Annotated in this window: 22 protein-coding genes; 4 read left to right on the top strand and 18 right to left on the bottom strand. The window is 65.1% G+C overall.

The annotated features are described in order from the left end of the window. Positions 1–81 precede the first annotated feature (81 nt). Positions 82–2,517 carry a phosphoenolpyruvate synthase gene (ppsA, locus tag AC56KZ_RS12000; RefSeq protein WP_497162389.1) on the bottom strand — a complete coding sequence of 812 codons (2,436 nt, stop codon included), beginning with the start codon at positions 2,515–2,517 and terminating at the stop codon, positions 82–84. Positions 2,518–2,821: 304 nt separating this feature from the next. Between ppsA and ppsR the strand changes: the two genes are divergently transcribed. Further along, positions 2,822–3,673 carry a posphoenolpyruvate synthetase regulatory kinase/phosphorylase PpsR gene (ppsR, locus tag AC56KZ_RS11995; RefSeq protein WP_497162388.1) on the top strand — a complete coding sequence of 284 codons (852 nt, stop codon included), beginning with the start codon at positions 2,822–2,824 and terminating at the stop codon, positions 3,671–3,673. 154 nt (positions 3,674–3,827) lie between these two features. Here the strand turns inward: ppsR and AC56KZ_RS11990 are convergent, their stop codons facing one another. After that, positions 3,828–4,091, bottom strand: a complete 264-nt coding sequence (locus AC56KZ_RS11990; RefSeq protein WP_497162387.1) for a hypothetical protein — start codon at positions 4,089–4,091, stop codon at positions 3,828–3,830. A gap of 109 nt (positions 4,092–4,200) precedes the next feature. Here AC56KZ_RS11990 and AC56KZ_RS11985 point away from each other — a divergent pair, with 109 nt between their 5' ends. Together AC56KZ_RS11985 and AC56KZ_RS11980 are read left to right on the top strand one after the other, a co-directional pair. Then, the gene (locus tag AC56KZ_RS11985) at positions 4,201–4,521 is read left to right on the top strand and encodes a Dabb family protein (RefSeq protein WP_497162386.1); all 321 of its coding nucleotides are present in this window, start codon (positions 4,201–4,203) and stop codon (positions 4,519–4,521) included. 63 nt (positions 4,522–4,584) lie between these two features. Next, entirely contained in the window at positions 4,585–5,547 is a 963-nt protein-coding gene (locus tag AC56KZ_RS11980; protein ID WP_497162385.1) for an HDOD domain-containing protein, read from the top strand. 24 nt (positions 5,548–5,571) lie between these two features. Here the strand turns inward: AC56KZ_RS11980 and AC56KZ_RS11975 are convergent, their stop codons facing one another. Both AC56KZ_RS11975 and AC56KZ_RS11970 read right to left on the bottom strand, forming a co-directional pair. Next, positions 5,572–6,858 carry a YihY/virulence factor BrkB family protein gene (locus AC56KZ_RS11975; RefSeq protein ID WP_497162384.1) on the bottom strand — a complete coding sequence of 429 codons (1,287 nt, stop codon included), beginning with the start codon at positions 6,856–6,858 and terminating at the stop codon, positions 5,572–5,574. A gap of 118 nt (positions 6,859–6,976) precedes the next feature. Then, on the bottom strand, positions 6,977–7,660 hold the full coding sequence (locus tag AC56KZ_RS11970) for a haloacid dehalogenase type II (protein ID WP_497162383.1): 684 nt from the start codon (positions 7,658–7,660) through the stop codon (positions 6,977–6,979). Between the two features lie 43 nt (positions 7,661–7,703). Between AC56KZ_RS11970 and AC56KZ_RS11965 the strand changes: the two genes are divergently transcribed. Further along, on the top strand, positions 7,704–8,534 hold the full coding sequence (locus AC56KZ_RS11965) for a metallophosphoesterase (protein WP_497162382.1): 831 nt from the start codon (positions 7,704–7,706) through the stop codon (positions 8,532–8,534). 9 nt (positions 8,535–8,543) lie between these two features. On the opposite strand, the gene AC56KZ_RS11960 is transcribed toward AC56KZ_RS11965, so the two are convergent. The 14 genes from AC56KZ_RS11960 to ispC all read right to left on the bottom strand — a co-directional run bounded on the left by AC56KZ_RS11960 (position 8,544) and on the right by ispC (position 23,618). Further along, a complete protein-coding gene (locus AC56KZ_RS11960; RefSeq protein ID WP_497162381.1) occupies positions 8,544–10,682 on the bottom strand; it encodes a TonB-dependent receptor plug domain-containing protein in 2,139 nt (712 codons plus the stop codon). Between the two features lie 170 nt (positions 10,683–10,852). Beyond that, positions 10,853–11,452 (bottom strand): DUF6151 family protein, encoded by a 600-nt coding sequence (locus AC56KZ_RS11955; protein ID WP_497162380.1) that lies wholly within the window; start codon positions 11,450–11,452, stop codon positions 10,853–10,855. A 3-nt stretch (positions 11,453–11,455) separates the two neighbouring features. Beyond that, entirely contained in the window at positions 11,456–11,674 is a 219-nt protein-coding gene (locus AC56KZ_RS11950; RefSeq protein ID WP_497162379.1) for a hypothetical protein, read from the bottom strand. Positions 11,675–11,815: 141 nt separating this feature from the next. Then, complete coding sequence (locus tag AC56KZ_RS11945; protein WP_497162378.1) at positions 11,816–13,012, bottom strand: EAL domain-containing response regulator; 1,197 nt, start codon at positions 13,010–13,012, stop codon at positions 11,816–11,818. A gap of 40 nt (positions 13,013–13,052) precedes the next feature. Then, positions 13,053–13,862, bottom strand: a complete 810-nt coding sequence (locus AC56KZ_RS11940) for a TrmH family RNA methyltransferase (protein WP_497162377.1) — start codon at positions 13,860–13,862, stop codon at positions 13,053–13,055. Continuing rightward, a complete protein-coding gene (gene rnhB, locus AC56KZ_RS11935) occupies positions 13,859–14,533 on the bottom strand; it encodes a ribonuclease HII (protein WP_497162503.1) in 675 nt (224 codons plus the stop codon). Before rnhB ends, AC56KZ_RS11940 begins: the two co-directional genes overlap by 4 nt. A gap of 8 nt (positions 14,534–14,541) precedes the next feature. Then, the gene (gene lpxB / locus AC56KZ_RS11930; protein WP_497162502.1) at positions 14,542–15,678 is read right to left on the bottom strand and encodes a lipid-A-disaccharide synthase; all 1,137 of its coding nucleotides are present in this window, start codon (positions 15,676–15,678) and stop codon (positions 14,542–14,544) included. Between the two features lie 34 nt (positions 15,679–15,712). Further along, the gene (gene lpxA, locus AC56KZ_RS11925; protein WP_497162376.1) at positions 15,713–16,501 is read right to left on the bottom strand and encodes an acyl-ACP--UDP-N-acetylglucosamine O-acyltransferase; all 789 of its coding nucleotides are present in this window, start codon (positions 16,499–16,501) and stop codon (positions 15,713–15,715) included. A 1-nt stretch (position 16,502) separates the two neighbouring features. Further along, the gene (gene fabZ, locus AC56KZ_RS11920) at positions 16,503–17,018 is read right to left on the bottom strand and encodes a 3-hydroxyacyl-ACP dehydratase FabZ (protein WP_497162375.1); all 516 of its coding nucleotides are present in this window, start codon (positions 17,016–17,018) and stop codon (positions 16,503–16,505) included. After that, entirely contained in the window at positions 17,011–18,099 is a 1,089-nt protein-coding gene (gene lpxD, locus AC56KZ_RS11915; protein WP_497162374.1) for a UDP-3-O-(3-hydroxymyristoyl)glucosamine N-acyltransferase, read from the bottom strand. The genes fabZ and lpxD overlap by 8 nt, the downstream gene beginning before the upstream one ends. Positions 18,100–18,103: 4 nt before the next feature. Continuing rightward, a complete protein-coding gene (locus AC56KZ_RS11910; protein ID WP_497162373.1) occupies positions 18,104–18,637 on the bottom strand; it encodes an OmpH/Skp family outer membrane protein in 534 nt (177 codons plus the stop codon). Between the two features lie 41 nt (positions 18,638–18,678). Then, on the bottom strand, positions 18,679–21,012 hold the full coding sequence (bamA, locus tag AC56KZ_RS11905; RefSeq protein ID WP_497162372.1) for an outer membrane protein assembly factor BamA: 2,334 nt from the start codon (positions 21,010–21,012) through the stop codon (positions 18,679–18,681). Between the two features lie 68 nt (positions 21,013–21,080). Then, complete coding sequence (gene rseP, locus AC56KZ_RS11900; RefSeq protein ID WP_497162371.1) at positions 21,081–22,418, bottom strand: RIP metalloprotease RseP; 1,338 nt, start codon at positions 22,416–22,418, stop codon at positions 21,081–21,083. A gap of 24 nt (positions 22,419–22,442) precedes the next feature. Next, positions 22,443–23,618 carry a 1-deoxy-D-xylulose-5-phosphate reductoisomerase gene (gene ispC / locus AC56KZ_RS11895; RefSeq protein WP_497162370.1) on the bottom strand — a complete coding sequence of 392 codons (1,176 nt, stop codon included), beginning with the start codon at positions 23,616–23,618 and terminating at the stop codon, positions 22,443–22,445. Between the last annotated feature and the right edge of the window lie 3 nt (positions 23,619–23,621).

Raw genomic sequence — 23,621 nt, 5'->3', positions numbered from 1 at the left:
TACGGAGCCCAATGAAAAAAAACCCTCGCAGCACCAGGCCGCGAGGGTTTTTCAGTTCGAACCCGGGTTCGAGCGCTATGCTTACATCGCCGCCAGCTTCTGCCAGGTATCGATCACCGAATCCGGATTGAGCGACATCGACTCGATGCCCTGCTCGACCAGCCACTTGGCGAACTCCGGATTGTCCGACGGCCCCTGGCCGCAGATGCCGATGTACTTGCCCTGCGCCAGGCAGGCCTTGATGGCGAGGCTCAGCATGGCTTTGACGGCCGGGTCGCTTTCGTCGAAGTCGGCAGCCAGGAGCGGCATGCCGGAGTCGCGGTCCAGGCCCAGGGTCAGCTGGGTCAGGTCGTTCGAACCGATCGAGAAGCCGTCGAAGTGTTCGAGGAAACGTTCGGCCAGGATGGCGTTCGACGGCACTTCGCACATCATGATCACGCGCAGGCCGTTTTCGCCGCGTTTCAGGCCGTATTTCGCCAGCAGGGCGATGACCTTCTCGGCCTGGCCCAGGGTACGCACGAACGGGATCATCAGCTCGACGTTGGTCAGGCCCATGTCTTCGCGCACGCGCTTCATGGCCAGGCATTCCATTTCGAAGCACTCGGCGAAGTCCTCGGCCAGGTAACGCGCCGCGCCGCGGAAGCCCAGCATCGGGTTTTCCTCGTCCGGCTCGTAGCGCGAACCGCCGATCAGCTTCTTGTACTCGTTCGACTTGAAGTCGGACAGGCGCACGATGACCGGCTTCGGCCAGAAGGCGGCGGCAATCGTCGCCACGCCTTCGGCAAGCTTGTCGACGTAGAAGGCTTTCGGCGAAGCGTGGCCGCGCGCCACCGATTCAACCGCCTTTTTCAGGTCGGCGTCGATGTTCGGGTACTCGAGGATGGCTTTCGGGTGCACGCCGATGTTGTTGTTGATGATGAACTCGAGGCGCGCCAGTCCGACGCCGTTGTTCGGCACCGACTGGAAATCGAAGGCCAGCTGCGGGTTGCCGACGTTGAGCATGATCTTGGTCTTGATCGGCGGCAGTTCGCCGCGCGAGACCTCGGTGATCTCGGTTTCCAGCAGGCCGTCGTAGATCTTGCCTTCGTCGCCTTCGGCGCAGGACACGGTGACAAAGGTGCCGTCCTTCAGCAGTTCGGTCGCATCGCCGCAGCCGACGACCGCCGGCACGCCCAGTTCACGGGCGATGATCGCCGCGTGGCAGGTACGGCCGCCGCGGTTGGTGACGATGGCCGCGGCGCGCTTCATGACCGGCTCCCAGTTGGGATCGGTCATGTCGGCAACCAGCACGTCGCCCGGCTGCACGCGCTCCATCTCGGACGGATCCTTGATGACGCGCACCGGGCCAGCCCCGATTTTCTGGCCGATGGCGCGGCCTTGCGTCAGGATGGTGCCGGTGCCCTTCAGCGAAAAGCGCTGCTGGGCGTCGGTCGACTTCTGCTGCGACTTCACGGTTTCAGGACGCGCCTGCAGAATGAAGAGCTTGCCGTCGCGGCCATCCTTGCCCCACTCGATGTCCATCGGACGGCCGTAGTGGTTTTCGATGATGACGGCGTACTTGGCCAGCTCGACGACTTCGGCGTCCGTCAGCGAATAGCGGTTGCGCATTTCGATCGGCACGTCGACGGTCTTCACGGAGCGGCCGGCTTTCGCTTCGCTGGTGAATTCCATCTTGATCAGTTTCGAGCCGATGTTGCGGCGGATGACCGGGGATTTGCCTTGCTGCAGCATCGGCTTGTGGACGTAGAACTCGTCCGGGTTGACCGCGCCCTGCACCACGGTCTCGCCCAGGCCGTAGCTGGAGGTGATGAAGACCACGTCCTTGAAGCCGGACTCGGTGTCGAGCGTGAACATGACGCCGGCCGCGCCGAGGTCGGAGCGGACCATGCGCTGCACGCCGGCCGACAGCGCCACTTCGGCGTGGGTGAAGCCCTTGTGCACGCGGTAGGAAATCGCGCGGTCGTTGTACAGCGAGGCAAAAACATGCTTCATCGCTTCCAGCACGTTGTCGATGCCGACCACGTTCAGGAAGGTCTCCTGCTGGCCTGCGAAGGAGGCGTCCGGCAAGTCTTCGGCGGTGGCCGACGAGCGCACCGCGAACGACATTTCGGCGACGGAGTCGGCGACCAGGCGCTCGTAATAGCTGCGGATCTCGTTTTCGAGACGCGGCTGGAACGGGGTCTCGACGATCCATTGGCGGATCTCGGCGCCGGCTGCGGCCAGCGAACGGACGTCGTCGATGTCGAGGCCTTCGAGGCGGGTGGCGATGCGGTCGCCCAGGGAAGCGCCGCCGTCGATCGAGTGATCCAGGAAATCGCGAAAGGCATCGGCCGTGGTGGCGAAGCCGGTAGGCACGCGCACGCCGGCTTCGGCCAGCTGGCTGATCATTTCGCCGAGCGAAGCGTTCTTGCCGCCGACCGATTCGACATCGGTCATGCGCAGATTCTCGAACGGGGCGACGTAGACACTGGCGCCCTGTTCTGAGTCCTTTAGTACTGCATTGGACAGGTTGGTCATAATAAAACACCCTTACTTGATGATAGAAATCTGTCGAGGCCTCGAAAAACCTACTGCGCGTTGGCCTGACGGTCTGCGATGCTCGCCGTACGTTCGTACGACTGCGCTTCTCTACCGCCATGCCTGCCGCTCGCTACGGTTTTTCGAGGCCTCTCTGTGGTGCGGGCCGCCGGCCTGTGTTCTTGTTATTCTGATCGCCGTGCAGCACAATGCAAAAAATCCGTTGCCGAGCATTCTACATCGGGTCTTCCCGATTTACATCGCACAACACTGCAACCCTGACAGCAATAGTTAAAAAAATATTATGACAGTTGACGGCCGTCCCCCGCTTCCCCCGCCCACGCGCACCGTGTTCTTTGTTTCCGACGGCACCGGCATCACCGCAGAGACCTTCGGCCACGCGGTGCTGAGCCAGTTCGAGATGCGCTTCCGCCAGATTCGCATCCCCTTCATCGACACGCTGGCCAAGGCGCGCGACGCGGCGCGGCGCATCAATGAGGTGTATCACGCCGACAACCAACAGAGGCCGATCGTGTTCTCGACCCTTGTCAAGCACGACCTGTCGGGCGTGATCCGCGCCGCCTACGGCATGCACATGGACCTGTTCCAGACTTTCGTGGCGCCGCTCGAGATGGAGCTGGGCGTGAAATCCACGCACACGATCGGGCGCATCCACAACATCGTCGACTCCGAGGAATACAAGAACCGTATCGAGGCGATCAATTTTTCGCTCGCCCACGACGACGGCCAGTCGCACAAGAACCTGTCCGACGCCGACGTGATCCTGGTGGGCGTGTCGCGTTCCGGCAAGACCCCGACCAGCCTCTACCTGGCCATGCAATACGGGATCAAGGCGGCCAACTACCCGCTCATCCCCGACGACTTCGAGCGCGGCAGGCTGCCCTCCTCGCTGCCGCAGTTCAAGCACAAGCTGTTCGGCCTGACGATCACGCCGGAACGCCTGGCCGAAATCCGCAACGAGCGCCGCGCCGGCAGCAAGTATGCGTCGATCGAGAATTGCCGCTATGAGGTGAACGAAGCCGAAATGATGATGAAGCGCGAAGGGATACGCTGGCTGTCCTCGACCACCAAGTCGATCGAAGAGATCGCGACGACGATCTTGCAGGAGATCAAGCCGGACCGGCGGGAATACTAAAAGCATGCAGGCGGGCGCCTGCAGCTGAGCGTGGGCTGGTTGAACGCGTGAGCGGGAGACCCGCCCACCCTACATTCCTCCGGTTTCCGTAGGGTGGGCGGCTTGGCCGCTCACGCGTCCAGCCATCCCCCGCACCGCCGCGCCATTTTTCCGATCAGCCGGCCATGCCCTTCTTGAGCAGCTCGGCGACCAGTTCGTTCATGTCGCGCTCACCTGTGGCGGCAAGGTTCTGCAGTTCCTTCACCAGGTCCCCGTTGAGCTTGACGGCAAACGGCACCAGGCCGGCCGCACGGTCGCGCTCGCGCTGTTCGCGCTTGTCCGGGGCGACTACCGCGCCGCCCCCGATTGCGCCGCCGCGTGCGCCCATTCCACCCATCAGCTTTTTGGCATCGCTCTTTGCCAGGCCGGTTTTTTTCATCGCAGTGCCCTTACTTGTTTTCAAATGCCTATTTTAGCCGCGATGCGCGCTGCGCCGCGTTTTACCTGGCCCGGCTAATATGGCCATTCCATCACTTCACCCGACAGCCATGACCGCCAACACCTCTTCCCTCCTGCGCCACGTCGTCCTGTTTTCGTTCAAGGCCAGCGCCACTGGCGACCAAGTCGAGCGTGTCGTCGCCGACTTCGGCACCCTTCGAGACGCCATTCCCGGCATCGACGCCTATGAATGGGGCACCAACGTCAGTCCGGAGGGCCTGAACAACGGGTTTACCCACTGCTTCACGCTGACCTTCGCCAGTGCCGAGGCGCGCGACGCCTACCTGGTCCATCCGGCGCACCAGGACTTCGTCGCCACCCTCGGCGCCTGCCTCGAACGCTCGCTGGTTGTCGACTACTGGACCCGGTGACGGGGTAGAATCCCTGACTGGACTTTTACGAGCGGCGGCGATATGGGGTGGCTGGACAAACTGTTGGGCGGAGAAGGTCCGGACAAGGGCAGGCTCGCGGCCGGTGCGCCGGCCGCGTCAGGCAAGCGCGATCAACCGGAAGGCGCGGCCGCCATCGACGCGGCTTACTACCGCTGGCTTGCCGCCACCATGCCACCCTACGCCGCGCCAGAGCGCGAACGGCGCGTGCTGGACGAGCTGGCGCGCCTGGCGGGCGCGCCGCTGGCCGGTGCGGCGCTGGTGCCGCGCGTGCCCGAAATCATTCCGCGCCTGATGCGCAGCCTGCAAGACGACAGCATGAACGCGGCCGAGCTGTCGCGCCAGCTGTCGCAGGACCTGGTGCTGGTGGCCGAGGTCTACCGCGAAGCGAACCGCCCGGCCTACCTGCCGCGCTACCATGCCGGCCCGCCGGTCAGCAGCATCGAGGCGGCCATCATGCTGCTCGGGCAGAACGGCATGCGCATGCTGCTGGCGCGGGTCGCTTTCCGCCCGATCATCAGCATGGGCAGCGGCCCCCATGCGCGGCGTGTCGCCCCAAGCATCTGGCGCCAGTCCGAAAAATGCGCGCTTGGCGCCAGCCTGCTGGCCCCGGCCATGCGCGCCAATCCCTTCGACGCCTACCTGGCCGGCCTGATGGAGAACATCGGCCTGGTGGTCGCCTTCCGCCTGATCGACCAGATCTGCCCCGGCGATACCCTGCCCCACTCGGACGCCTTTATCGGCGAACTGTTCGCCCAGGCGCGCATCCTGTCGGCACGCATCGGCGCGCTGTGGGAGTTTCCCGGCGTCGTCACCGACGCCATCGAGGCCGCCGGTGCCAATGGCCGCACGCCGCTGGCGCAGGCACTGGCCATGGGCGACCGCCTGGCCAAGCTGCGGCTGCTGGTCGACGGCGCCGTCTTCCAGGCGGACGATCCGATCGTCGTCGACGGCTTGAGCGAAGCGGAGCTGGAATGTTTCGACAAGCTGCGCCAGGACGAGGATTAGGCAGGTCCCGCGAGACCTTCCGGGCTACTCGTTGCGCACTTTACTGTTTGCATACACCCAGGTGTATTCCGCGCCGAACAGGAAAATCTGGGCAGAATAGTAAAACCATGCAACGAGAATCACGAAGGAGCCGGCTGCGCCGAAGCCCGATGCCACGTCCGATTCCGCGAGGTACAAGGCGATCAATGATTTGCCCACGTTGAAGAGCAAGGCCGTCACGGCCGCCCCCATCCAGACTTCGTGCCAAGAGATCTTCGCGGTCGGCATGATCTTGTAGATCATCGCAAACAGGACTGTGAAGAGCGCGAACGACGCGGCGAAATTCAACACCGATGCCAGCACGCTTTCCGCTGCACCCTCCCCGCCCAACCATGCGCTCGATGCAGCGAGCGCAGCGCTGACGACGAGCGAGATCATCAGCATGAAAGCCAGTCCCAGAACCAGTCCGAAGGATAATACGCGGGCGCGCAGCCATCCCCACAGGCCCGAGGGTTTGTCTTTCGCCGGCACCTGCCAGATGCGGTCCAGATCAGTTTGCAGCTCGGCGAAAATCGCGGTCGCGCCCAGCAGCAACAGCAAACCGCCGACGATACTGGCGACGATCCCGGTGGACGGTTCACGCGCAGCTTTCAGCAAGTCCTGGACAGCCGTCGCCCCTTCCTTGCCCATGATGCCTTGAAGCTGCGCGATGATCGCGCCTTGCGCAGCATCCTGACCGAATACCATGCCGGCGATCGCGATGATGAGGACCAGCAGCGGCGCCAATGAAAACAGCGTGTAATACGAAAGCGCCGCCCCCATGCTCGGTGCATAATCATCGATCCAGGCGTTGCCGGCCGCCTTGAGTATCTGCCACTGCCTGCCGATCCAGCTGGCCGAGGTGTGCTCGAATTTTGGGCGCGCGGGTGTGCTTGCGGCCGACGCCGTGTCTTTGGCATCGGGTTTGCCGGCCTCTGAACGCGTCGGTGGCTTGTCTGTGTCTTTCCCGGCTGCGGCGGATGTGTCGTCGCCTGCATTCTTCATGGCCGCGGCAGAAGACGCCGGCTGCGATGCACGAGCACCAGGCGCCGCCAGCGTATCGTTACCAGCATCGCCGGGTTCGAGCGACATATAGGATGTCGGGGATTTACTGCGCTGAACAAGCACATAGCCCGCCACTGCGATTCCCATCAATGCGGCACCACGCACATACCAGGAGGAGAGCAAGGCTGCAGCCTCGGCTTTCAGCCCTTCGAATTGCTCATTCTTTCTCGGCCTGGCGCTTGCCAATCGGGTTTCTGCTTCGTGCATGTCGTGAGCGGTACGGGTCATGTTGTCCTCATGGTGTCGGCCGGCTGTTATTAGATCGTTACGATAAGCCTTCCGTGAGGCAGGTTCAGTACGCTGGCCCACCGTCTGCAACAACAAACAGGCCGGTAACTTGACGCAATCACGCGCGCTTGCCGAGCAGCCAGTCCGTCATCGACTCCAGATCCGGCACCGTCTCGGCAGGCCGAACGCCGAGCTCGTCGAATGCATTGCCCTGGCGGTTGATCCAGCAAACCGGAAATCCAAAATGCGCGGCGCCGCTTGCGTCCCATGCGTTGGACGAGACGAACAGAATATCTGCGCGGGCGTGCCCCATCCTTTCTTCAGCCAGGCGGTAGACCCTGTTATCCGGTTTGAACACCCCGACTTCTTCGACACTGATGAGTTGATCGAAGGCCTGTTTCAAGCCCGAATGAGTCACGACCTGGTCGATCGAATAATGGGAGCCGTTGGACAGGATACCCAGAGGAAGACCAGTAGCTTTCAGCCGCCCTAACGCTGGCGGGGTGTCCTCGAACGGGCTGAGGCGCAAGTACGCTTCGCTGACCCGCTGCTGCGTCGCAGCGTCGGGCGTCAGGCCGAGCTGGGCGCAGCTGTGGCGCAGGGCGTCCTCCGTCACCTTGTCGAAGCTCACGTACCGGCCCATCAGGCTGCGCAACCAGGTGTATTCAAGCTGTTTCTGGCGCCACAGGCGCGCCAGCGCATCGCCGCTGCCGGGGAACACTTGTTCGCATAGCCGGGCGACGGAATGAACGTCGAATAGAGTGCCGTAAAGATCGAAGACGATCGCTTGGATGTTCTTCATGACAAAACTTTCTGAGAGATGATGCTTACCTTATACTGGAAACATGCGCATCCAGCTTTTCTCCGACCTGCATCTCGAACGCAATCCCGCTTTCCAGCCTGCCATCCATCCCGACACCGATGTCGTGATCCTGGCCGGCGACATTGGCTCCTACCAGCCGGACTCGCGCCTCGGCGGCGTCGACTTCGGCCTGGGGCGCTTCTCGCCGCGGCGCCCGGGTGCAACACGGGCGCAGGTCTTGTTCATTCCCGGCAACCACGAATTCGACGGCCTGGAATTCGACGACACCCTGGCCCGCCTGCGCCGGCTCTGCGACGAGCTGGGCATCACCTGGCTCGACCGTGAAATCGTCACGCTCGGCCAGGTGCGCTTCATCGGCACGACCCTGTGGTCCGACTTCGACGCCCTCGCCGCCGGCCACGACCTCACGAAGCAGCTGCAGTTGCGCAACAAGGCCCTGCGCGCGGCCAACTACTACCTCGGCAAGAACACGACGCTACGCGCGGGACAGCCGCTCATGGCCGAAGGATGGCGCGAGATGGGACTCGATTGCCAGGCCTGGCTGCGCGCGGCGCTGGCCACGCCTTTCGATGGCAGCACCGTCGCGGTCACCCATTTCGCGCCCAGCCTGTCGAGCGCCGACCCGCGCTATGGCGTCACGCCCGGCACCGCAGGCTTTTGCAACGCCCTCGATGGCCTGTTCCCGCATGCCGACCTGTGGCTGCACGGCCACCTGCACTGCCAGAACGACTACACCGTCACCGGCACCGACGCTGACCGGCCATGGTCGTGCCGGGTCGTGGCCAATCCGCTGGGCTACCTGAGCAAAGGCGAGCAGGACGGTTTCAGGCCGGATCTCGTCATTGAACTGTGAGCTGCGTGCTCAGAACTTCATTTCCAGGGTCGTGCGCAGTTTGACGCCATCGGCGTAGGTCCAGCTGCGCTTCTCGGTGCCCAGCACCGGATCGGTATAACTGATCTCGAAGCCGTTGTCCTCGCCGAGCAGGTTGGAAGCGGCAAGCCGCAACTGGAGTTTCGGCGTGAAACGCCATACCGCGTAGGTGTCGAGGTCGGTGCGGGCCTGCGAGTAATAGCCCCGGTTGACGGCAACCCGGACAAACCCGCCGCTGCGATGCGCCAGGCTGGCGCCTGCCGCGAGCCGGCCCGCCTTGTAGTCGATGCCGAGATTGGCGCTGAGCGGCGTCTGCTGCTCCATGCGGTTGCTTGGTCCCGGCACCGAGGCGACGCGCGACCAGTTGCGGGAGACGTTCGCCCGCAGGTCGATCGCCGGCGCGCCCTTGAAGAGCGAGCGCAGCGGGAACTTGGCCTCCAGTTCCAGGCTGCGCATGGTCGCCCGATCTTCGTTGGCCGGCGTGAAGATCCAGCGGCGGCCGTCGAAATAGACGCGGTGGCTGGTGTAGTTGTCGATGCGGCGCAGCGAGGTGCTCGCCGAAACCATCGCGCCTTCGGCCCAGTAGTGCTCCCAGGCGGCGTCGATGCCCCAGGCCAGTTCCGGCTCGAGCGCCGGATTGCCCTGGTAGTCGGCCTCCGTCGCGCTGTTGTTTTCCCAGGGCTGGCGACGCGGCACCAGGCTGCTCAGTTCAGGCGCCTTGTAGGGGCGGCTGACGGCCAGGCGCAGCTGGTCGCCCTTGCCCCCGGGGAGCTTGTAGAGGGTCTGGAACACGGGACTGAGGACGCTCGAGCGCACCCGTGTCTCGTCGAAGGTATTCCCGCTCACGCGCGTGCGCACGCCTTCCCAGCGGGCGCCGAAATACAGCGACCACTGCGGCGTCAGCTCCCATTCGTCCTGCGCGTAGGCGGCAAGGCGCACGACGCGCGAGTCGAAGGTTTCTTCAAGAGGCTGTCCCGGCGGCAGCGGCCGCACCGTGTCGCGTTCGACCAGCAGTTCGTCGCTGGCGTTGACACCAAGGTCCCAGCCCAGCGCCAGCACATGGCCTTGATCGAGGCTGCGCGTGTACTTGCCGGTGCTGCTGGCGCCCTCCATGCGCACGTCCGGCGAGAGGCTGCCTTCGGTGGCGGGGCGTCCCCTGCTGTCGAAGCCGGAGCGATCGTAGCGGTCTTCGCGGTGCGTGCGCTCGACGCCGACTTTCGTTTCCAGCTTGGCGCCCGACGCGAGGCTGCGCGTCCAGCGCAAGTCCGTTTTCAGCTGCAGGTGGTCGCCGGCGGCCCTGATGCGCAGGTCGGGCACCGGCGGCGGCGCGCCGAGCAAGGTAGTCGCTTGCGGATGCGCGCGGTTCCGGAAACGGCGGGCGTTGACCAGGTTCTCCCAGGCCAGGGTGTCACCGTTGGCAAGGGTCCAGTTGAAGCGCGGGCTGAGGTTGATCTTGCTGGTGTGCCCGGTCTCGGGCACGACGGTCGTGCGCAGCAGGTCGAGGACACCAGCGGGCGAGGTGTTCTCCTCATAGCCGAGCGCCTCGCGCACGAAGCGCTCATGGCTGCCGCTGGCCGAGACCGAATACGAGGACCGTTCGCCGCTGTCGCCGATCTGCAGGCTTGCTGTCGGCCCGCGGAAATCCGCCGAGTGCAGGTAAGCGAGCTTGGCCTCGCGCTCGCGCTTGCGCGCCGTCTTGCGCAGCACGATATTGATGGTGCCGGCCACCGATTGCGTCGACAGCTCGGCCGATGCAGCCCGCAGCACTTCGATGCGTTCGATCTGCTCGGGCGACAGGGTGTCGATGGAAAAGCCTTGCGCCATCCGTTCGCCATTTACCAGGATCTGGGTGTAGCCCGCGCCCAGCCCGCGCATCCTGACTTCCTGGCTGCGACCGGACCCGGTGCTGACCGTGACACCGGGGATGCGCTTGAAGATCTCGAACACGCTGGTGTCGCCGTACCGTGCGATGTCCTCGCGGTTGACGACGATCCTGCTGGCCGTATCGTCGCGCCGCGCATCGTAGGCCGCCCCCTTCACTTCGACGCGCTGTACCGGCTCCTGGGCAAAGGCCGTGGCGCAGAGCCCGGCGGCGAGAACGACAAGGTAAGTCTGATGCGGGGACGCCATGCTCTACTCTCCAGTAGTAATTAGTCGTGTTATTGGAACGTCATCGTTCCGGAGAATAGCACTAACCATCGTATACATGGAAGGTTATATTGCTAGCTAATAGCAATTTACATGTCTCTTGATAAGAAAAGCCCGGCGCATGGCCGGGCTTGGTGTCTTCATCGGGCGAGTCAGTGCGTCAAGGCGGCGCGTTCTTCCCGGGTCAGCACGCGCGGCTGGCGCAGCGGCTCGGACGAGTCCGGACTGAAAAAGGGATTGGCGCGGTAGCCGCCGCCGAGGCGCGCGCGCAGGATCATCGTGCCGATTTTTACTACCGCCCAGGCAGTGCGCACCGTCGTCGAAGGCACGGGTGCGCGCGCCGACGCGGTCTGCACCGCAATGCGCGAAGCGCCCAGTTCCCGATCCAGGGCCGCGGCCGGTGTGGCGAGGCAGGCGCGCACCAGGCCGACATACGGCGTTTTCGGGTCGCGCGGCGTGTTGCCGATCGGGGTGCCGCAGCAGCTCGCATACCAGCGGTACAGCCCGCGCGGACTGAGCGACATGCAGGACAGGTGTTCCAGTCCGCCGGTAAAACGCACTGCGCCCGGCAGGCTTGCGGCGACCTCGGTGCCGCCGGCGCTGTCGAGCACGTCGGGCGCGCCGCCTTCGCTTGCGAGAAAGCGCGCGAAGGCCTGGCAGTCCCTGCAATAGCAGACCGCGCGCGCCGCGACGCCGGCGGGGTCCAGTTCGCCCTGCAGCTTGCCGCAGCGGCAGCGGAGGGGAATGGCCATGGCTTAGTTGAGGAGGTCGGCTTCGCGCGCGGCGGCGGCCGCCTCGGCGGCGGTTGGCAGAGGCTGGCGCCGCTCGGCCGGGCGCATCAGCACCCGCTTGGCGATCTCGAAAGGCACGCCGATTCCGGCCAGCTCGCGTGCCGGCGAGGCCGCAGCGTCGGCCGGCGTGTGGATCGCTGCGTCGATCAGCAGCGCGGTCTTGTAGTCGCTTCGTCGGTCCATGGGTTTATCTTAACATGTCGCGAATAGCGACCTTTCCAGAGCGTCTGACAAAGCGCACAGGGCAAGGCGCGTCGTCGAAGACAGTACGTGAGTACGGCGAGACGACGCAACGCCGCCATGTGCGTTTTTTCAGGCGCGACCTTAGAAAAAATGACGCCAGTCTTCCAGCCACCCCGGGAAGGCTTTCGCCTCCATCGGGTTGGCGATGTGGTAGCCCTGGGCATAGGTGCAGCCCAGGCCCTGCAGGAAGTCCCAGTCCTGGCGCGTCTCGACGCCGACCGCGACCGACATCCGGTCCAGGCTGTGCGCGAGGCTCATGCAGGAACGCAGGACGGTGCCGAGCGGGCGGCGTTTCGAGGCGCCGTCGACGAAGCTGCGGTCGATCTTCAGTTCCGTGAACGGGATGCGCGCCAACAGCTGCAGGTTCGAGCGGCCGGTGCCGTAGTCGTCGATCGCCAGGCCGAAGCCCATCATGCGCAGGCGCACCAGGCGCTCGATGAAATTCGGGTCGGTATTCACGACCGACGACTCGGGCATCTCGAAGGTGATGTAGTCGGGCAGCACCCGGTGGCGGCCCAGGCAGGCCGTCATCTGGCGCAGGAAAGCCGGATGGGCCAGGGTCTCGGGCGCCAGGTTGATCGATATCGAGATCGGCGTGCCCTGGTCGTGGAACCAGCGGCAGTGCTCGACCGACAGCTCGATCATGCTCCAGTCGAGAAAGTCGATGCGGTTGTTCTGCTCGAGCGCGTCGATGAAGCTCGAGGGCCCCAGCAGGCCGTGCTCGGGATGACGCCAGCGCGCAAACGTTTCCAGGCCCGTGACGTTGCCGGTCGCCAGCTCGATCTTCGGCTGGAAAAAGGGCTCGAACTGGCGCTGTTGCAGGCCCGAGCCGACTTCGGCGAAGGAAAAGCGCGGCGTCTCGTCGACCTGGCCCTGCGGCGCCGGCGGCACGTAGTTGTCGATCAGCGGTTTCAGCTTGGCTGCGGTGACCGGTTTGCTGATCGAGCCGAGCAAGTCGATGCCATAGGCCTGGGCCAGGGTTTCCACCGAAAACAGCAGGTTGGCGGACTGGGCGCCGGTGACGACCAGGCTGATGCCGGAGTCGAAAGTCGCCAGGTTGCGGATCAGCTCGAGGCCATCCATGCCGGGCAGCGCGAGGTCGATGATGGCCACGTGCACGCGCGGCGCGAAGCTGGCCTCGAAGGTGCGCAGGGCCATGTGCCCGTCCGGCACGTCGGTAACGCGGCTGGCGCCGAGGCGGCCCAGCATTTCGACCAGCGCCGCACGCTGCGCGTTGTCGGCTTCGGCTACCAGGAAGTGCAAATGCGCGATATCCATCTTGACTCCAAATTCGGTGAACGCAAACTATGCGCCGAGCTTACCCTACGGCCGGCACTGCCGTCCATGCCCCTTGCTGGCGCAGCTGCTCGAAAAAGCAGATGGCGGCGGCGGCGGCCACATTCAGCGACTCGACCTGGCCGCCATGCGGAATCACCGCCTGGTGGGTGGCGAGCGCCATCAATGCGGGCGCCACGCCCTGCCCTTCGTGGCCGAGCAGCCAGGCCACCGGCTGGCGCAGGTCGATCTCGTACAGGGTTTGCCGCGCATAGCCGCTCATCGCCAGCACCGCAATGTTCGATCCTTCGATCAGTGCTGGCAGGTCGACGTTCTCGAAGATCTCGAGCACGAAATGGGCGCCCATCGCCGCGCGCAGCACTTTCGGCGACCAGCAGAAGGCCGTGCCCGGGCTGCAGAAGACCTGGGTGATGCCGGCCGCGCCGGCGCTGCGCAGGATCGAGCCGACGTTGCCCGGATCCTGCACGCCGTCGAGCAGCACGGCGGAGACCTGCATCGCCGGCGGCTGGCTTGGGGCCGGGGTCTTAACCAGGAACAGCAGGTTGACGCCATGCTCGACCTGGCTGACGGCGCCGAACAGCGCCTCGGGCAACACGGTCACATGGGCGCGCAGGCTCTCGACGCTGGCCACGATGCTCGCCACCTCCGGGTTGTGCAGGGCCTCTTCGGAGACGACGCAGTGTCCCGGCGCGCCGCGCAGGTCGAGCCAGGCCTGGCACAGGTGCACGCCGTCGAGCAGCGTGCGCCCGGCCTTGCGGCGCGCCTGCGAACTGGCGGCGAGCGCTTTGAGTTCCTTGTAAAACGGGTTGTCGCGTGAACTGACGGTTTTCATGCGGCCTGCACCTGATCGTTCACCTCGGCGGGCGCGAACAGATCGACCTGCAGCAAGTTGCGCACCGGCGCGAACGAGCGGCGGTGTACCGGCGAAGGGCCGTGGCGGCGCAGGCGCTCCAGGTGCAGCGCCGTGGAGTAACCCTTGTGCTGGTCGAAGCAGTATTCGGGGTACTGGGCATGCAGGCGCACCAGCTCGGCATCGCGCGCGGTCTTGGCCAGTATCGAGGCCGCCGAAATCGCGTGGCACTTGTCGTCGCCCTCGATCACGGCGTGGGCGCGGATGCTCATGGGCGGGCAGCGGTTGCCGTCGATCAAGGCAATCGTCGGCAGCGTGTGCAGCGCCTCGACGGCGCGCCGCATCGCCAGCATGGTCGCGTGCAGGATGTTCAGGGTATCGATCTCGTCGCAGCTGGCCTCCGCAATCGCCCAGGCAATCGCGTATTCGCGGATCTGCGGCGCCAGCTCGTCGCGGCGGGCCTCGGTCAGCTTTTTCGAATCGCGCAGGCCCTCGATCGGACGGCGCGGGTCGAGGATGACGGCCGCCGCATAGACGGGGCCGGCCAGCGGCCCGCGGCCGGCTTCGTCGACGCCGCAGACGATGTCGAGCTCGGTGAACGGACGCAGCCGGGGCGGCAGGCCGGGATAGAAATTGACGCGCTTCCTGGTCATAAGCTTAGTCATGCTGAATTCTTGGAGCCAATCAAACGTAGTACGGCCTGCGCGCTTTCGTGCGCACTGTCGCGCAGCAGGCTGTGGTGCATGTCGAGGAAGCGTGCCGCCAGCTTATCGCGTCGCGCCGTGTCGTTCAACTGCGCCCACACCGCGTCCGCCATTGCTTCGGGCGTGGCGGCATGTTGCAACAGTTCCGGCACCAGGAATTCGCGCGCCAGGATATTCGGCAGGCCGATCCAGGGCTGGTAGCCCATGTGGCGCATGATTTCCCAGGACGCGCGCATGACCTTGTAGGCAATCACCATCGGCTTCTTGAACAGGGCCACTTCCAGCGTAGCCGTGCCCGAGGCCACCAAGACGGCGTCGGCCGCGCCGATCGCCGTGTGCGAGCTGCCGTCGACCAGCATCAGGGGCAGGTCTTGCAGCCCGGCGTTTGCCACGATGTCGCTGAAATAGGCACGCTGCTTGTCGCCGGCCATCGGCACGACGAATTTCAAGCCCGGGTCGCGCCGCGCCAGCAGGCCGGCGGCGCGCACGAACGGTTCGGCCAGGTATTTCAGTTCGCCCATGCGGCTGCCGGGCATGAGCGTCACCACGCGCGCGTCCACAGGCAGCCCGAGCGCAATCCGGGCGGCGGCCACATCCGGCGCCAGGGGAATCGTTTCCGCCAGCGGGTGGCCGATATACGTCACCGGCACGCCGGCGTCGCGGTAGATCTGCTCTTCGAACGGAAAGATCACCAGCATGTGCGAGACCGCGCGCTGGATCTTCCTGATGCGCCCGCCGCGCCAGGCCCAGATCTGCGGCCCGACGAAGTGCACCGTCGGAATCCCCTGCGCGCGCAGCTGCTCTTCCAGGCCAAGGTTGAAGCCGGGATAGTCGGCGCCGATGAATGCCGCCGGACGCTCGGCCAGCAGGCGGTCGCGCAGGCGGTTCTGGATGCCCTTGATTTCGCGGTAGCGCGGGATGACTTCGAACAGGCCGCGCACCGTCAGCGTGTCGAGCGGCACGTCGGAGGTGAAACCCTGTTCTATCATGCGCGGGCCGCCGATGCCGTGGAAGCGCGCCTGCGGCAGGTGCGGGCGCAGGCCGGCGATCAGGCGCGCGGCAAGCATGTCGCCGGACACTTCGCCGGCGACCATGGCCAGCGACAGCCCTGCGTTCGGGTTCAAGCCTTCAGCGGACGATGCCACGGGTGGCGGCGCCCAGGAAGTCGCGCAGCGCGCGGATCTCGGCTGCGGCTTCCGGCATGTCGCCCTCTTCCTGCGCCAGGGCCGCTTTCGCTTCTTCCAGCGTCAGGTTCGAGCGGTAGATGTGCTTGTAGGCGGCGCGGATGCCGTCGATCTGGGGACGGCTGAACCCGCGGCGCTTGAGGCCTTCGATGTTCACGCCGCGCGCGCCGGCCGGGTTGCCCGACACCAGCACGAAGGGCGGCACGTCCTGGGTCAGGCTGGTGTACATGCCGATGAAGGCATGCGCGCCGATCTTGCAGAACTGGTGCACGCCGGCGTAGCCGGACAGGATCGCATGGTCGCCGACGTGGACGTGGCCGGCGAGCTGGGCATTGTTCGAGAAGATCGTGTGGCTGCCCACCTGGCAATCGTGCGCCAGGTGCACGTAGGCCGAAATCCAGTTGTCGTCGCCCAGGCGCGTGACCCCTTCGTCCTGGGCCGTGCCCAGGTTGAAGGTGACGAATTCGCGCACGGTGTTGTCGTTGCCGATCTCGAGGCGGGTCGGCTCGCCCTTCCACTTCTTGTCCTGGGGCGCGGCGCCGATCGAACAGAACTGGAAGAATCGGTTGTTGCTGCCGATCGTCGTATGGCCTTCGATGACCACGTGCGGTCCGACGACGCTGCCGGCGCCGATGCGCACGTTGGGACCGACGATCGAGTACGGGCCGACCTGGACCGAGCTGTCCAGCTCGGCCTTGGGATCGACGATCGCGCTCGGATGAATCTTCGTCATGTTACTGCCCCGCGACTGGCGCCGGTGCTGCCGCCGCCGCGTTCTCGTTGGCGCGGATTGTGCACATCAGCTCGCCTTCAACCGCGACCTTGCCGTCCACCGTGGCCACGGCCTTGTACTTCCAGATGCCGCGCGAGACGCGCAGGATCTCGACGTCCATCACCAGCTGGTCGCCAGGCCCGACCGGACGCTTGAAGCGGGCGTTGTCGATGCCGACGAAATACACCACCGAATTTTCGTCGGGCTTCACGTCCATCGTCATGAACGACAGGATGGCGGCGGTTTGCGCCAGCGCTTCGATCATCAGCACGCCCGGCATCACCGGCTGGTGCGGGAAGTGGCCGTTGAAGAATTCTTCGTTGACGGTCACGTTCTTGAGGGCGGTGATGCGCTTGCCGACTTCGACGTCGAGCACGCGGTCGACCAGCAGCAGCGGGTAACGGTGCGGCAGGTATTCCTTGATCTCGGTGATGTTCAGCGTACGCTTGGCTTCGGGGGTGGCGATGGAATCAGTCATTTTCGAGTTTGCTTTGTTCGGTTATCGTTTTAATTGTTTTCTCTAAAGCCCGCAGCTTGTCGCGCATCGTGTTCAGATTGCGCACGATGGCGGCCGACTTCTCCCATTCGGCATTCTTCGCCAGCGGGTAGAAGCCCGTGTACTGGCCGGGTTCCAGCACCGAGCGCGAAACCATGCTGCCCGAGGAGATGTGCACGTTGTCGGCGATCTCGAGGTGGCCCAGCACCATCGCCGCGCCGCCAAAGGTGCAGCGGCTGCCGATCTTCGCGCTGCCGGCCACGCCGACGCAGCCGGCCATCGCCGTATGCTTGCCGATATGGCAGTTGTGGCCGATCTGGATCTGGTTATCCAGCTTGACGCCGTCTTCGATGACGGTGTCGGCCAGGGCGCCGCGGTCGATCGAAGTGTTCGAGCCGATGTCGACGTCGTCACCGATGAGGACGCGCCCGGTCTGCGGGATCTTGATGTAGACGCCGGCCTCGTTGGCGAAGCCGAAGCCGTCACCGCCGATGACTGCGCCCGAATGCACGATGCCGCGCGCGCCGATGACGCACTTGCGGTGGAAGGTGACGTTGGCGAAGAAGCGCGTGCCCTCGCCCACCACGCTGCCGCTGCCGATGAAGCAGCCATGCTCGATGACGACGCCGGCATGGATTGACGCGCCGGCTTCGATCGTGACATGCGGTCCGATGTGGGCGCTCGGGTCGACCTGCGCCGACGGATCGACGACCGCGCTCGGGTGGATGCCGGGCGCCGGTGCGTCCTCCTCCAGGGCCACGAAATACTGAGCGGCGCGCGCGAAATAAGCGTACGGATTGGTGGTGATGATGCGCGCACCGGGGTAGGTCGCGCTGACCGCCGGGTCGTCGAGCGGCGACAGGATCAGCGCCGCGGCCTCGCTCTGCGCGGCCAGCGCGCGCAGCTTGCTGTTGGACAGGAAGCTGATCTGGCCGGGGCCGGCGCTGTCGAGCGGCGCGATCGAGGCGACGGCGAGGTCGGGGCTGCCGACCAGCTGGCCGCCGAAACGCTCGACCAGGTCACCCAGGCGCACGCCTGGCAGAGGGGATTCGCGTGATTCCAAAATATTACTTGTCCAGCAGCTTCAGGATCTTGTCGGTGATGTCGATGCGCGGGCTCGACCAGGCGGCTTCCTGCAGCACGGCGTCGAGTTTTTCCTGCTCCGCGATCTGTTCGATCAGCTTGTAGGCCTTCTGGGCGATGGCGGCGCGTTCTTCGCCCTTGCGCTGCATCAGGTCTTCGGTGAACTCGCGGTTCATGCGCTGCACGTCTTTTTCCATGTCGAACAGTTCGCGCGCGCGGCGGGTGCGCTCGACGTCGGTCAGGCGCGGCGCGTCGGCGTCGAACTTCTCGCTCATCTGCTTGAACTTCGCCACCATCTCTTCGGTCGTCTTCTGGCGCTTCGAGAACTCGGCCTGGATCTTGGCGTCGGCGGCCTTGGCCATCTTCGATTCGGTCATCAGGCGCTCGGTGAACACGAAGCCGATGCGGCCGGTACTCTGCGCCATGGCCGGCAGCGCGACGGCGCACACGGCCGCCAGCAAGAGCAGACGGGGCACACGGGGCACACGGGGCAGCGAGGCTATCAGGTTTGTCAACATAATTCTCCGCGATGAAAAGGTGTGGCGCAGGGTGCGCCTGGTCAGAAGCCCGTACCCATCTGGAACTGGAAACGCTCCTCCTGGTCGCCCGGCTTGGCGTTCAGGGGCTTAGCATAACTCAGGCGCAGCGGTCCGACCGGCGAGATCCACGACAGGCCGATACCGGCCGAGTAGCGCAGTTCGCCCAGATAGATCTTCGACTTCTCCTGGAATACCTGGCCGCCGTCGGCAAAGGTGAACCAGCGCAGGCTGCGGTCCTTGCTGCCCGGGAACGGGAACTGGAGTTCGACGTTGCCGATGAGGCGCTTGGAGCCGCCGATGGCGTCGCCATAGACCGGATCGACCACGCCCAGGGTCGAGCTTTCGTAGCCGCGCACCGAACCGATGCCGCCGGCGTAGAAGTTCTTGAAGACCGGGTAATTGTCGCCGCCGATGCCCTTGCCGTAATCGAACTCGCCGCGCAGGGCCAGCGTCATCCAGCTCGTGATCGGGCGGTACCACTGCTGCTCGTACACGAGGCGGTAGTATTTCGAGTCGCCGATCGCATCGATCTCGATGTTGGCGCGCTGGTAGCGGCCGATGCTCGGGGTCAGCGCGCTGTCGCGGCTGTCGCGGCCCCAGGCCACCGTCAGCGGGATCGCCACGCTCTTGCCGGTACCGATACCGTTGGCCGGGCCGCCGTTCTGCGTCACGAAGGAGCGGTACAGGGTCGGGCTGGTCTCGTCGGTGGTCAGCGTGGTGCGCTCGAGGCCGGCGCCGAAGTAGACGGTGTCGGTTTCCGAGAACGGCACGCCGAAGGTCATGTTGCCGCCGGTCTGGCGCACCGTGTAGGAACCGATGTTCGACAGCGGCGGACGGGTCGTGCGCAGGTAGAGCTGGAAGGCGCGCGAAATGCCGTCTTCGGTGAAATAGGGATTCGTGTTCGAGAACGCGATCGTCTTGCTGTACTTCGAGGTGTTCAGGTCGATGCCGACGGTCTGGCCGCTGCCGGCGAAGTTGGCCTGCTGGACCGAGGCCGTGAAGGTGAACTTCTCGGCCTGCGAGAACGAACCGCCGATCATGAAGTTACCAGTCGGCTTTTCTTCGACGGTCAGGTTGACGTCGACCTGGTCGCCGCTGCCCGGCGACTCCGGCGTGTCGACCTTGACTTCCTTGAAGTAGCCGAGGCGGTCGACGCGGTCGCGCGAGAGCTTGACCTTGTCGCCGTCGTACCAGCTGCTTTCGAACTGGCGGAATTCGCGGCGAATGACTTCGTCGCGGGTGACGGTATTGCCGGAGATATTAATGTTGCGCACGTAGGCGCGCTTGCCCGGATCGACCACGAAGGTGAAGGCGACTTCGCGCTTCTCGCGGTTGATTTCGGGATTCGCGTTGACGCTGGCGAAGGCATAGCCGAAGGTGCCCAGGCGCGCGCTGATGCGCTTGTTGGTCGCTTCCTGCAGCGCGCCGGAATAGGCCTTGCCCGGCTGCAGCAGGATCAGCTGGCGCAGTTCTTCTTCACGCCCGAAGGTCTCGCCTTCCAGGGCGACCGAAGACACCGTGTACTTTTCGCCTTCGGTGATGTTGATCGTCAGGTAGATCTCGCGCTTGTCGGGCGTGATCGAGACCTGGGTCGATTCGACCGTCGCTTCGAGGTAGCCGCGGTCGAGGTAGAAGGACTTGATCGATTCCAGGTCGCCGGTCAGCTTGGTCTTGGAATACTGGTCGGCTTTCGAGTACCAGGTCAGCCAGCCCGATGTCGAGAGCTGCAGCACGTTCTGCAGTTCCTTGTCCGAGAAGGCCTTGTTGCCGACGATGTTGATGCCCTTGATGCGCGCGACATCGCCTTCGTCGACGTTGAACATCACGTTGACGCGGTTACGCTCGATCGGGGTGATGGTGGTCGTGATCTTGACGCCGTACAGGCCGTGCGACAGGTACTGGCGTTTCAGTTCCTGTTCGGCGCGGTCGACCGAGGCCTTGTCGTAGATCTTGGTCTCGCCCACGCCGATGTCGCGCAGGGCCTTGATCAGCATGTCCTTCTCGAATTCCTTGGTGCCGGTGAAGTCGACGGCGGCAATCGCCGGACGCTCCTCGACGAGCACGACCAGCACGCCGTTCTTTTCTTCGAGGCGGATGTCCTTGAAGAAGCCGGTGGCGTACAGCGCCTTGATCGCGGCGATGCTTTTTTCGTCGTTGAAGGTCTCGCCCACGCGCACCGGCAGGTAAGTGAACACGGTGCCGGCTTCGGTCCGCTGGATGCCTTCGATCCGGATGTCTTTCACGACGAAGGGTTCGACGGCGAGTACAGGGCCGGCGCACAGGGCCAGCACGGCCGCGCCGATCAGGCTGCGGCGAAGGAACGGCAGGGCAAAACGATCTTGTTGTGATTTCATTGGCTAATCTGGTCAGTCATTGGACAACGTCTATATTCTTGGCCCGTGCCGCGCAGCTGCGTCAAGCGCTACAGCCGCTGCGACAGGTCATTGAAGATGGCGAGCGCCATCAGCATGAACAGCAGGGCCACCCCCGCACGCTGTGCGAATGCGGTGATCCGCTCGGGCAGGGGGCGCCCGGTCAAAACTTCCAGCGAATAATACAGCAAATGGCCACCATCCAGCACTGGAATTGGTAACAGATTCATTACACCAAGACTCACGCTGACGACCGCGATGAAGCTCAAAAACGTCGCCAGGCCCAGGCGCGCGGTCTGGCCGGCATAGTCGGCGATCGCGATCGGGCCGGTGATGTTCTTCAGCGAGGCCTGTCCGGTGACGATCTTGCCGATCATCTTGAAGGTCAGGGCCGTCATTTCCCAGGTGCGGCGCACGCCCTTCTGCAGCGCCTCGACCGGTCCCGATTGCACGGTGACGCGTTCGATCGCGGGCGCCAGCTGGACCGCGGCAATGCCCTGCCCTTTCGGGTCGCGTTCCGGCGTGAGCGGCAGCGCCAGGGTCTGTTCGCCGCGGCGCACCTGCAGCTGCATGACCCGGCCCGGAGCGGCGCGCACGGCCTGCACGAAATCGGCCGCATGCGCGAAGGGCTTGCCGTCGGCGCCCAGCACCACGTCGCCCGGCAGGAGGCCGGCGCGCGCGCCGGCGCCGCCATCGACCGCCTTGCCGACCACCGGCATGCCGATCCAGACACCCAGCCCGAGCGCGGCCATGACGTCGCCCTCGGGATCGGTCTTGGCAATCACAGTGTCCGGGATGGTGGCGGCGTAGTTGCCGCCGTTGGCGGCGCGCACGTCGAAGCGCGCCGCGCCCTTGTCGATGGCCAGGCCCAGCACCTTCCAGCGCAAATCGCCCCAGGAGGCGACCTGCTCGCCGTTGACGGCAACGATGCTGTCGCCGCCGCGCAGGCCGGCCACATACGCCGGGGTATTCTCGGCCATTGGACGCAGCCTGGTGGCCGGCTCCTCGGTGCCATGCACGAACAGCGCGGCGAACAGCGCAATGGCGAGCAGGAAGTTGGCGATGGGACCGGCCGCGACGATGGCGATGCGTTTCCAGACGTTCTGGCGCATGAAGTCGCGTGCGCTCTCCTTCTCGTCTTTCGGCGCGGTGGCCGGGTCGCGGCTGTCGAGCATTTGCACGTAGCCGCCCAGCGGCAGCGCCGACACGGCCCATTCGGTCTGGTCGGGTCCGAAACGGCGCGACCACACGACCTTGCCCATGCCGAGCGAAAAGCGCAGCACCTTGACGCCGCAGGCGCGCGCCACCCAGTAGTGGCCGAGCTCGTGGAAGATGATGAGGGGTCCGAGCGCCAGCAAAAAGGCGACTGCGGTGTAGAGGAAGTTCATGTCGGGTCTCGTGCCTTGGTGAGGCTAGCGTGCCATGCCGGCGACGAGCTGCCCGGCGGCGCGGCGCGCCAGCGCATCCTGCGCCATCACCGCCGCCACGTCAATGGCATCGCCATGCGGGTTCTCGTCCATTACGCGGCGCACGACGCGGTCGATGTCGCGAAACCCGATGCGCCGCTCGAGGAAGGCTTCGACCGCGATCTCGTTGGCGGCATTCAGCAGGGCCGGCGCGGTGCCGCCCGCGCGCAGGGCGTCGAAAGCGAGCGCCAGGCAGGGGAAGCGATCGAAATCGGGCTTGTGGAACTGCAGCGCGCCCATGCTGGTCAGGTCGAGCTGGGCGACGCCGGAATCGATGCGCTCGGGATAGGCCAGCGCGTGCGCGATCGGGGTGCGCATGTCGGGGTTGCCGAGCTGGGCCAGCACCGAGCCGTCGAGGTAGGAGACCATCGAGTGGATCACGCTTTGCGGGTGGATCACGACCTCGATCAGGTCGGCCGGTGCGCCGAACAGCCAGTGCGCCTCAATCACTTCCAGGCCCTTGTTCATCATGGTCGCGGAGTCGACCGAAATCTTGCGGCCCATCGACCAGTTCGGGTGCTTGCAGGCCTCATCCGGCGTCACGTCTTCCAGGGTCTCGACGGCGCGCGTCAGGAAAGGACCGCCGGACGCGGTCAGCAAGATTTTGGCGACGCCGGCGGTTCGCGGGTCGCGCGCGTAATTGCTCGGGAGCGACTGGAAGATGGCGTTGTGCTCGCTGTCGATCGGCAGCAGGGTCGCCTTGTGTTCGAGCACGGCGTCCATGAAGAGCTGGCCCGACATCACCAGCGCTTCCTTGTTCGCCAGCAGGATTTTCTTGCCGGCGCGCGCGGCCGCCAGGGCCGGCGCCAGGCCGGCGGCGCCGACGATGGCGGCCATGACGGTGTCGGTGTCGGGACTGGAAGCGATCTCGCACAGGGCCGCTTCGCCATGGCTGATGTCGATCGGCAGGCCGGCCAGCAGGCGCGCCAGTTCAGCCGCCGCTTCGGCAGTGCCGACGACGGCGCGTTGCGGGCGGAATTGGCGGCACTGGTTTGCCAGCTTGTCGACGCGGCTGTGCGCGCTCAGCGCATACACGGCGTACTGCTCGGGATGACGCGCGAGCACGTCGAGGGTCGAGACGCCGATGGAGCCGGTGGCGCCCAAAATCGTAATGCGTTGCATGTA

It is taken from the genome of Telluria sp. LT2P34, assembly GCF_059685915.1.
Note: the sequence above shows the minus strand (reverse complement) of the source record. Positions and strands in the feature narration are given on the sequence as shown.

Excerpts from the sequence above, each read along its gene's own strand:
- ppsA (WP_497162389.1), bottom strand. The coding sequence starts at position 2,517 with ATGACCAACCTGTCCAATGCAGTACTAAAGGACTCAGAACAGGGCGCC.
- ppsR (WP_497162388.1), top strand. The coding sequence starts at position 2,822 with ATGACAGTTGACGGCCGTCCCCCGCTTCCCCCGCCCACGCGCACCGTG.
- AC56KZ_RS11990 (WP_497162387.1), bottom strand. The coding sequence starts at position 4,091 with ATGAAAAAAACCGGCCTGGCAAAGAGCGATGCCAAAAAGCTGATGGGT.
- AC56KZ_RS11985 (WP_497162386.1), top strand. The coding sequence starts at position 4,201 with ATGACCGCCAACACCTCTTCCCTCCTGCGCCACGTCGTCCTGTTTTCG.
- AC56KZ_RS11975 (WP_497162384.1), bottom strand. The coding sequence starts at position 6,858 with ATGACCCGTACCGCTCACGACATGCACGAAGCAGAAACCCGATTGGCA.
- AC56KZ_RS11970 (WP_497162383.1), bottom strand. The coding sequence starts at position 7,660 with ATGAAGAACATCCAAGCGATCGTCTTCGATCTTTACGGCACTCTATTC.
- AC56KZ_RS11965 (WP_497162382.1), top strand. The coding sequence starts at position 7,704 with ATGCGCATCCAGCTTTTCTCCGACCTGCATCTCGAACGCAATCCCGCT.
- AC56KZ_RS11960 (WP_497162381.1), bottom strand. The coding sequence starts at position 10,682 with ATGGCGTCCCCGCATCAGACTTACCTTGTCGTTCTCGCCGCCGGGCTC.
- AC56KZ_RS11955 (WP_497162380.1), bottom strand. The coding sequence starts at position 11,452 with ATGGCCATTCCCCTCCGCTGCCGCTGCGGCAAGCTGCAGGGCGAACTG.
- AC56KZ_RS11950 (WP_497162379.1), bottom strand. The coding sequence starts at position 11,674 with ATGGACCGACGAAGCGACTACAAGACCGCGCTGCTGATCGACGCAGCG.
- AC56KZ_RS11945 (WP_497162378.1), bottom strand. The coding sequence starts at position 13,012 with ATGGATATCGCGCATTTGCACTTCCTGGTAGCCGAAGCCGACAACGCG.
- AC56KZ_RS11940 (WP_497162377.1), bottom strand. The coding sequence starts at position 13,862 with ATGAAAACCGTCAGTTCACGCGACAACCCGTTTTACAAGGAACTCAAA.
- rnhB (WP_497162503.1), bottom strand. The coding sequence starts at position 14,533 with ATGACCAGGAAGCGCGTCAATTTCTATCCCGGCCTGCCGCCCCGGCTG.
- lpxB (WP_497162502.1), bottom strand. The coding sequence starts at position 15,678 with ATGGTCGCCGGCGAAGTGTCCGGCGACATGCTTGCCGCGCGCCTGATC.
- lpxA (WP_497162376.1), bottom strand. The coding sequence starts at position 16,501 with ATGACGAAGATTCATCCGAGCGCGATCGTCGATCCCAAGGCCGAGCTG.
- fabZ (WP_497162375.1), bottom strand. The coding sequence starts at position 17,018 with ATGACTGATTCCATCGCCACCCCCGAAGCCAAGCGTACGCTGAACATC.
- AC56KZ_RS11910 (WP_497162373.1), bottom strand. The coding sequence starts at position 18,637 with ATGTTGACAAACCTGATAGCCTCGCTGCCCCGTGTGCCCCGTGTGCCC.
- bamA (WP_497162372.1), bottom strand. The coding sequence starts at position 21,012 with ATGAAATCACAACAAGATCGTTTTGCCCTGCCGTTCCTTCGCCGCAGC.
- rseP (WP_497162371.1), bottom strand. The coding sequence starts at position 22,418 with ATGAACTTCCTCTACACCGCAGTCGCCTTTTTGCTGGCGCTCGGACCC.
- ispC (WP_497162370.1), bottom strand. The coding sequence starts at position 23,618 with ATGCAACGCATTACGATTTTGGGCGCCACCGGCTCCATCGGCGTCTCG.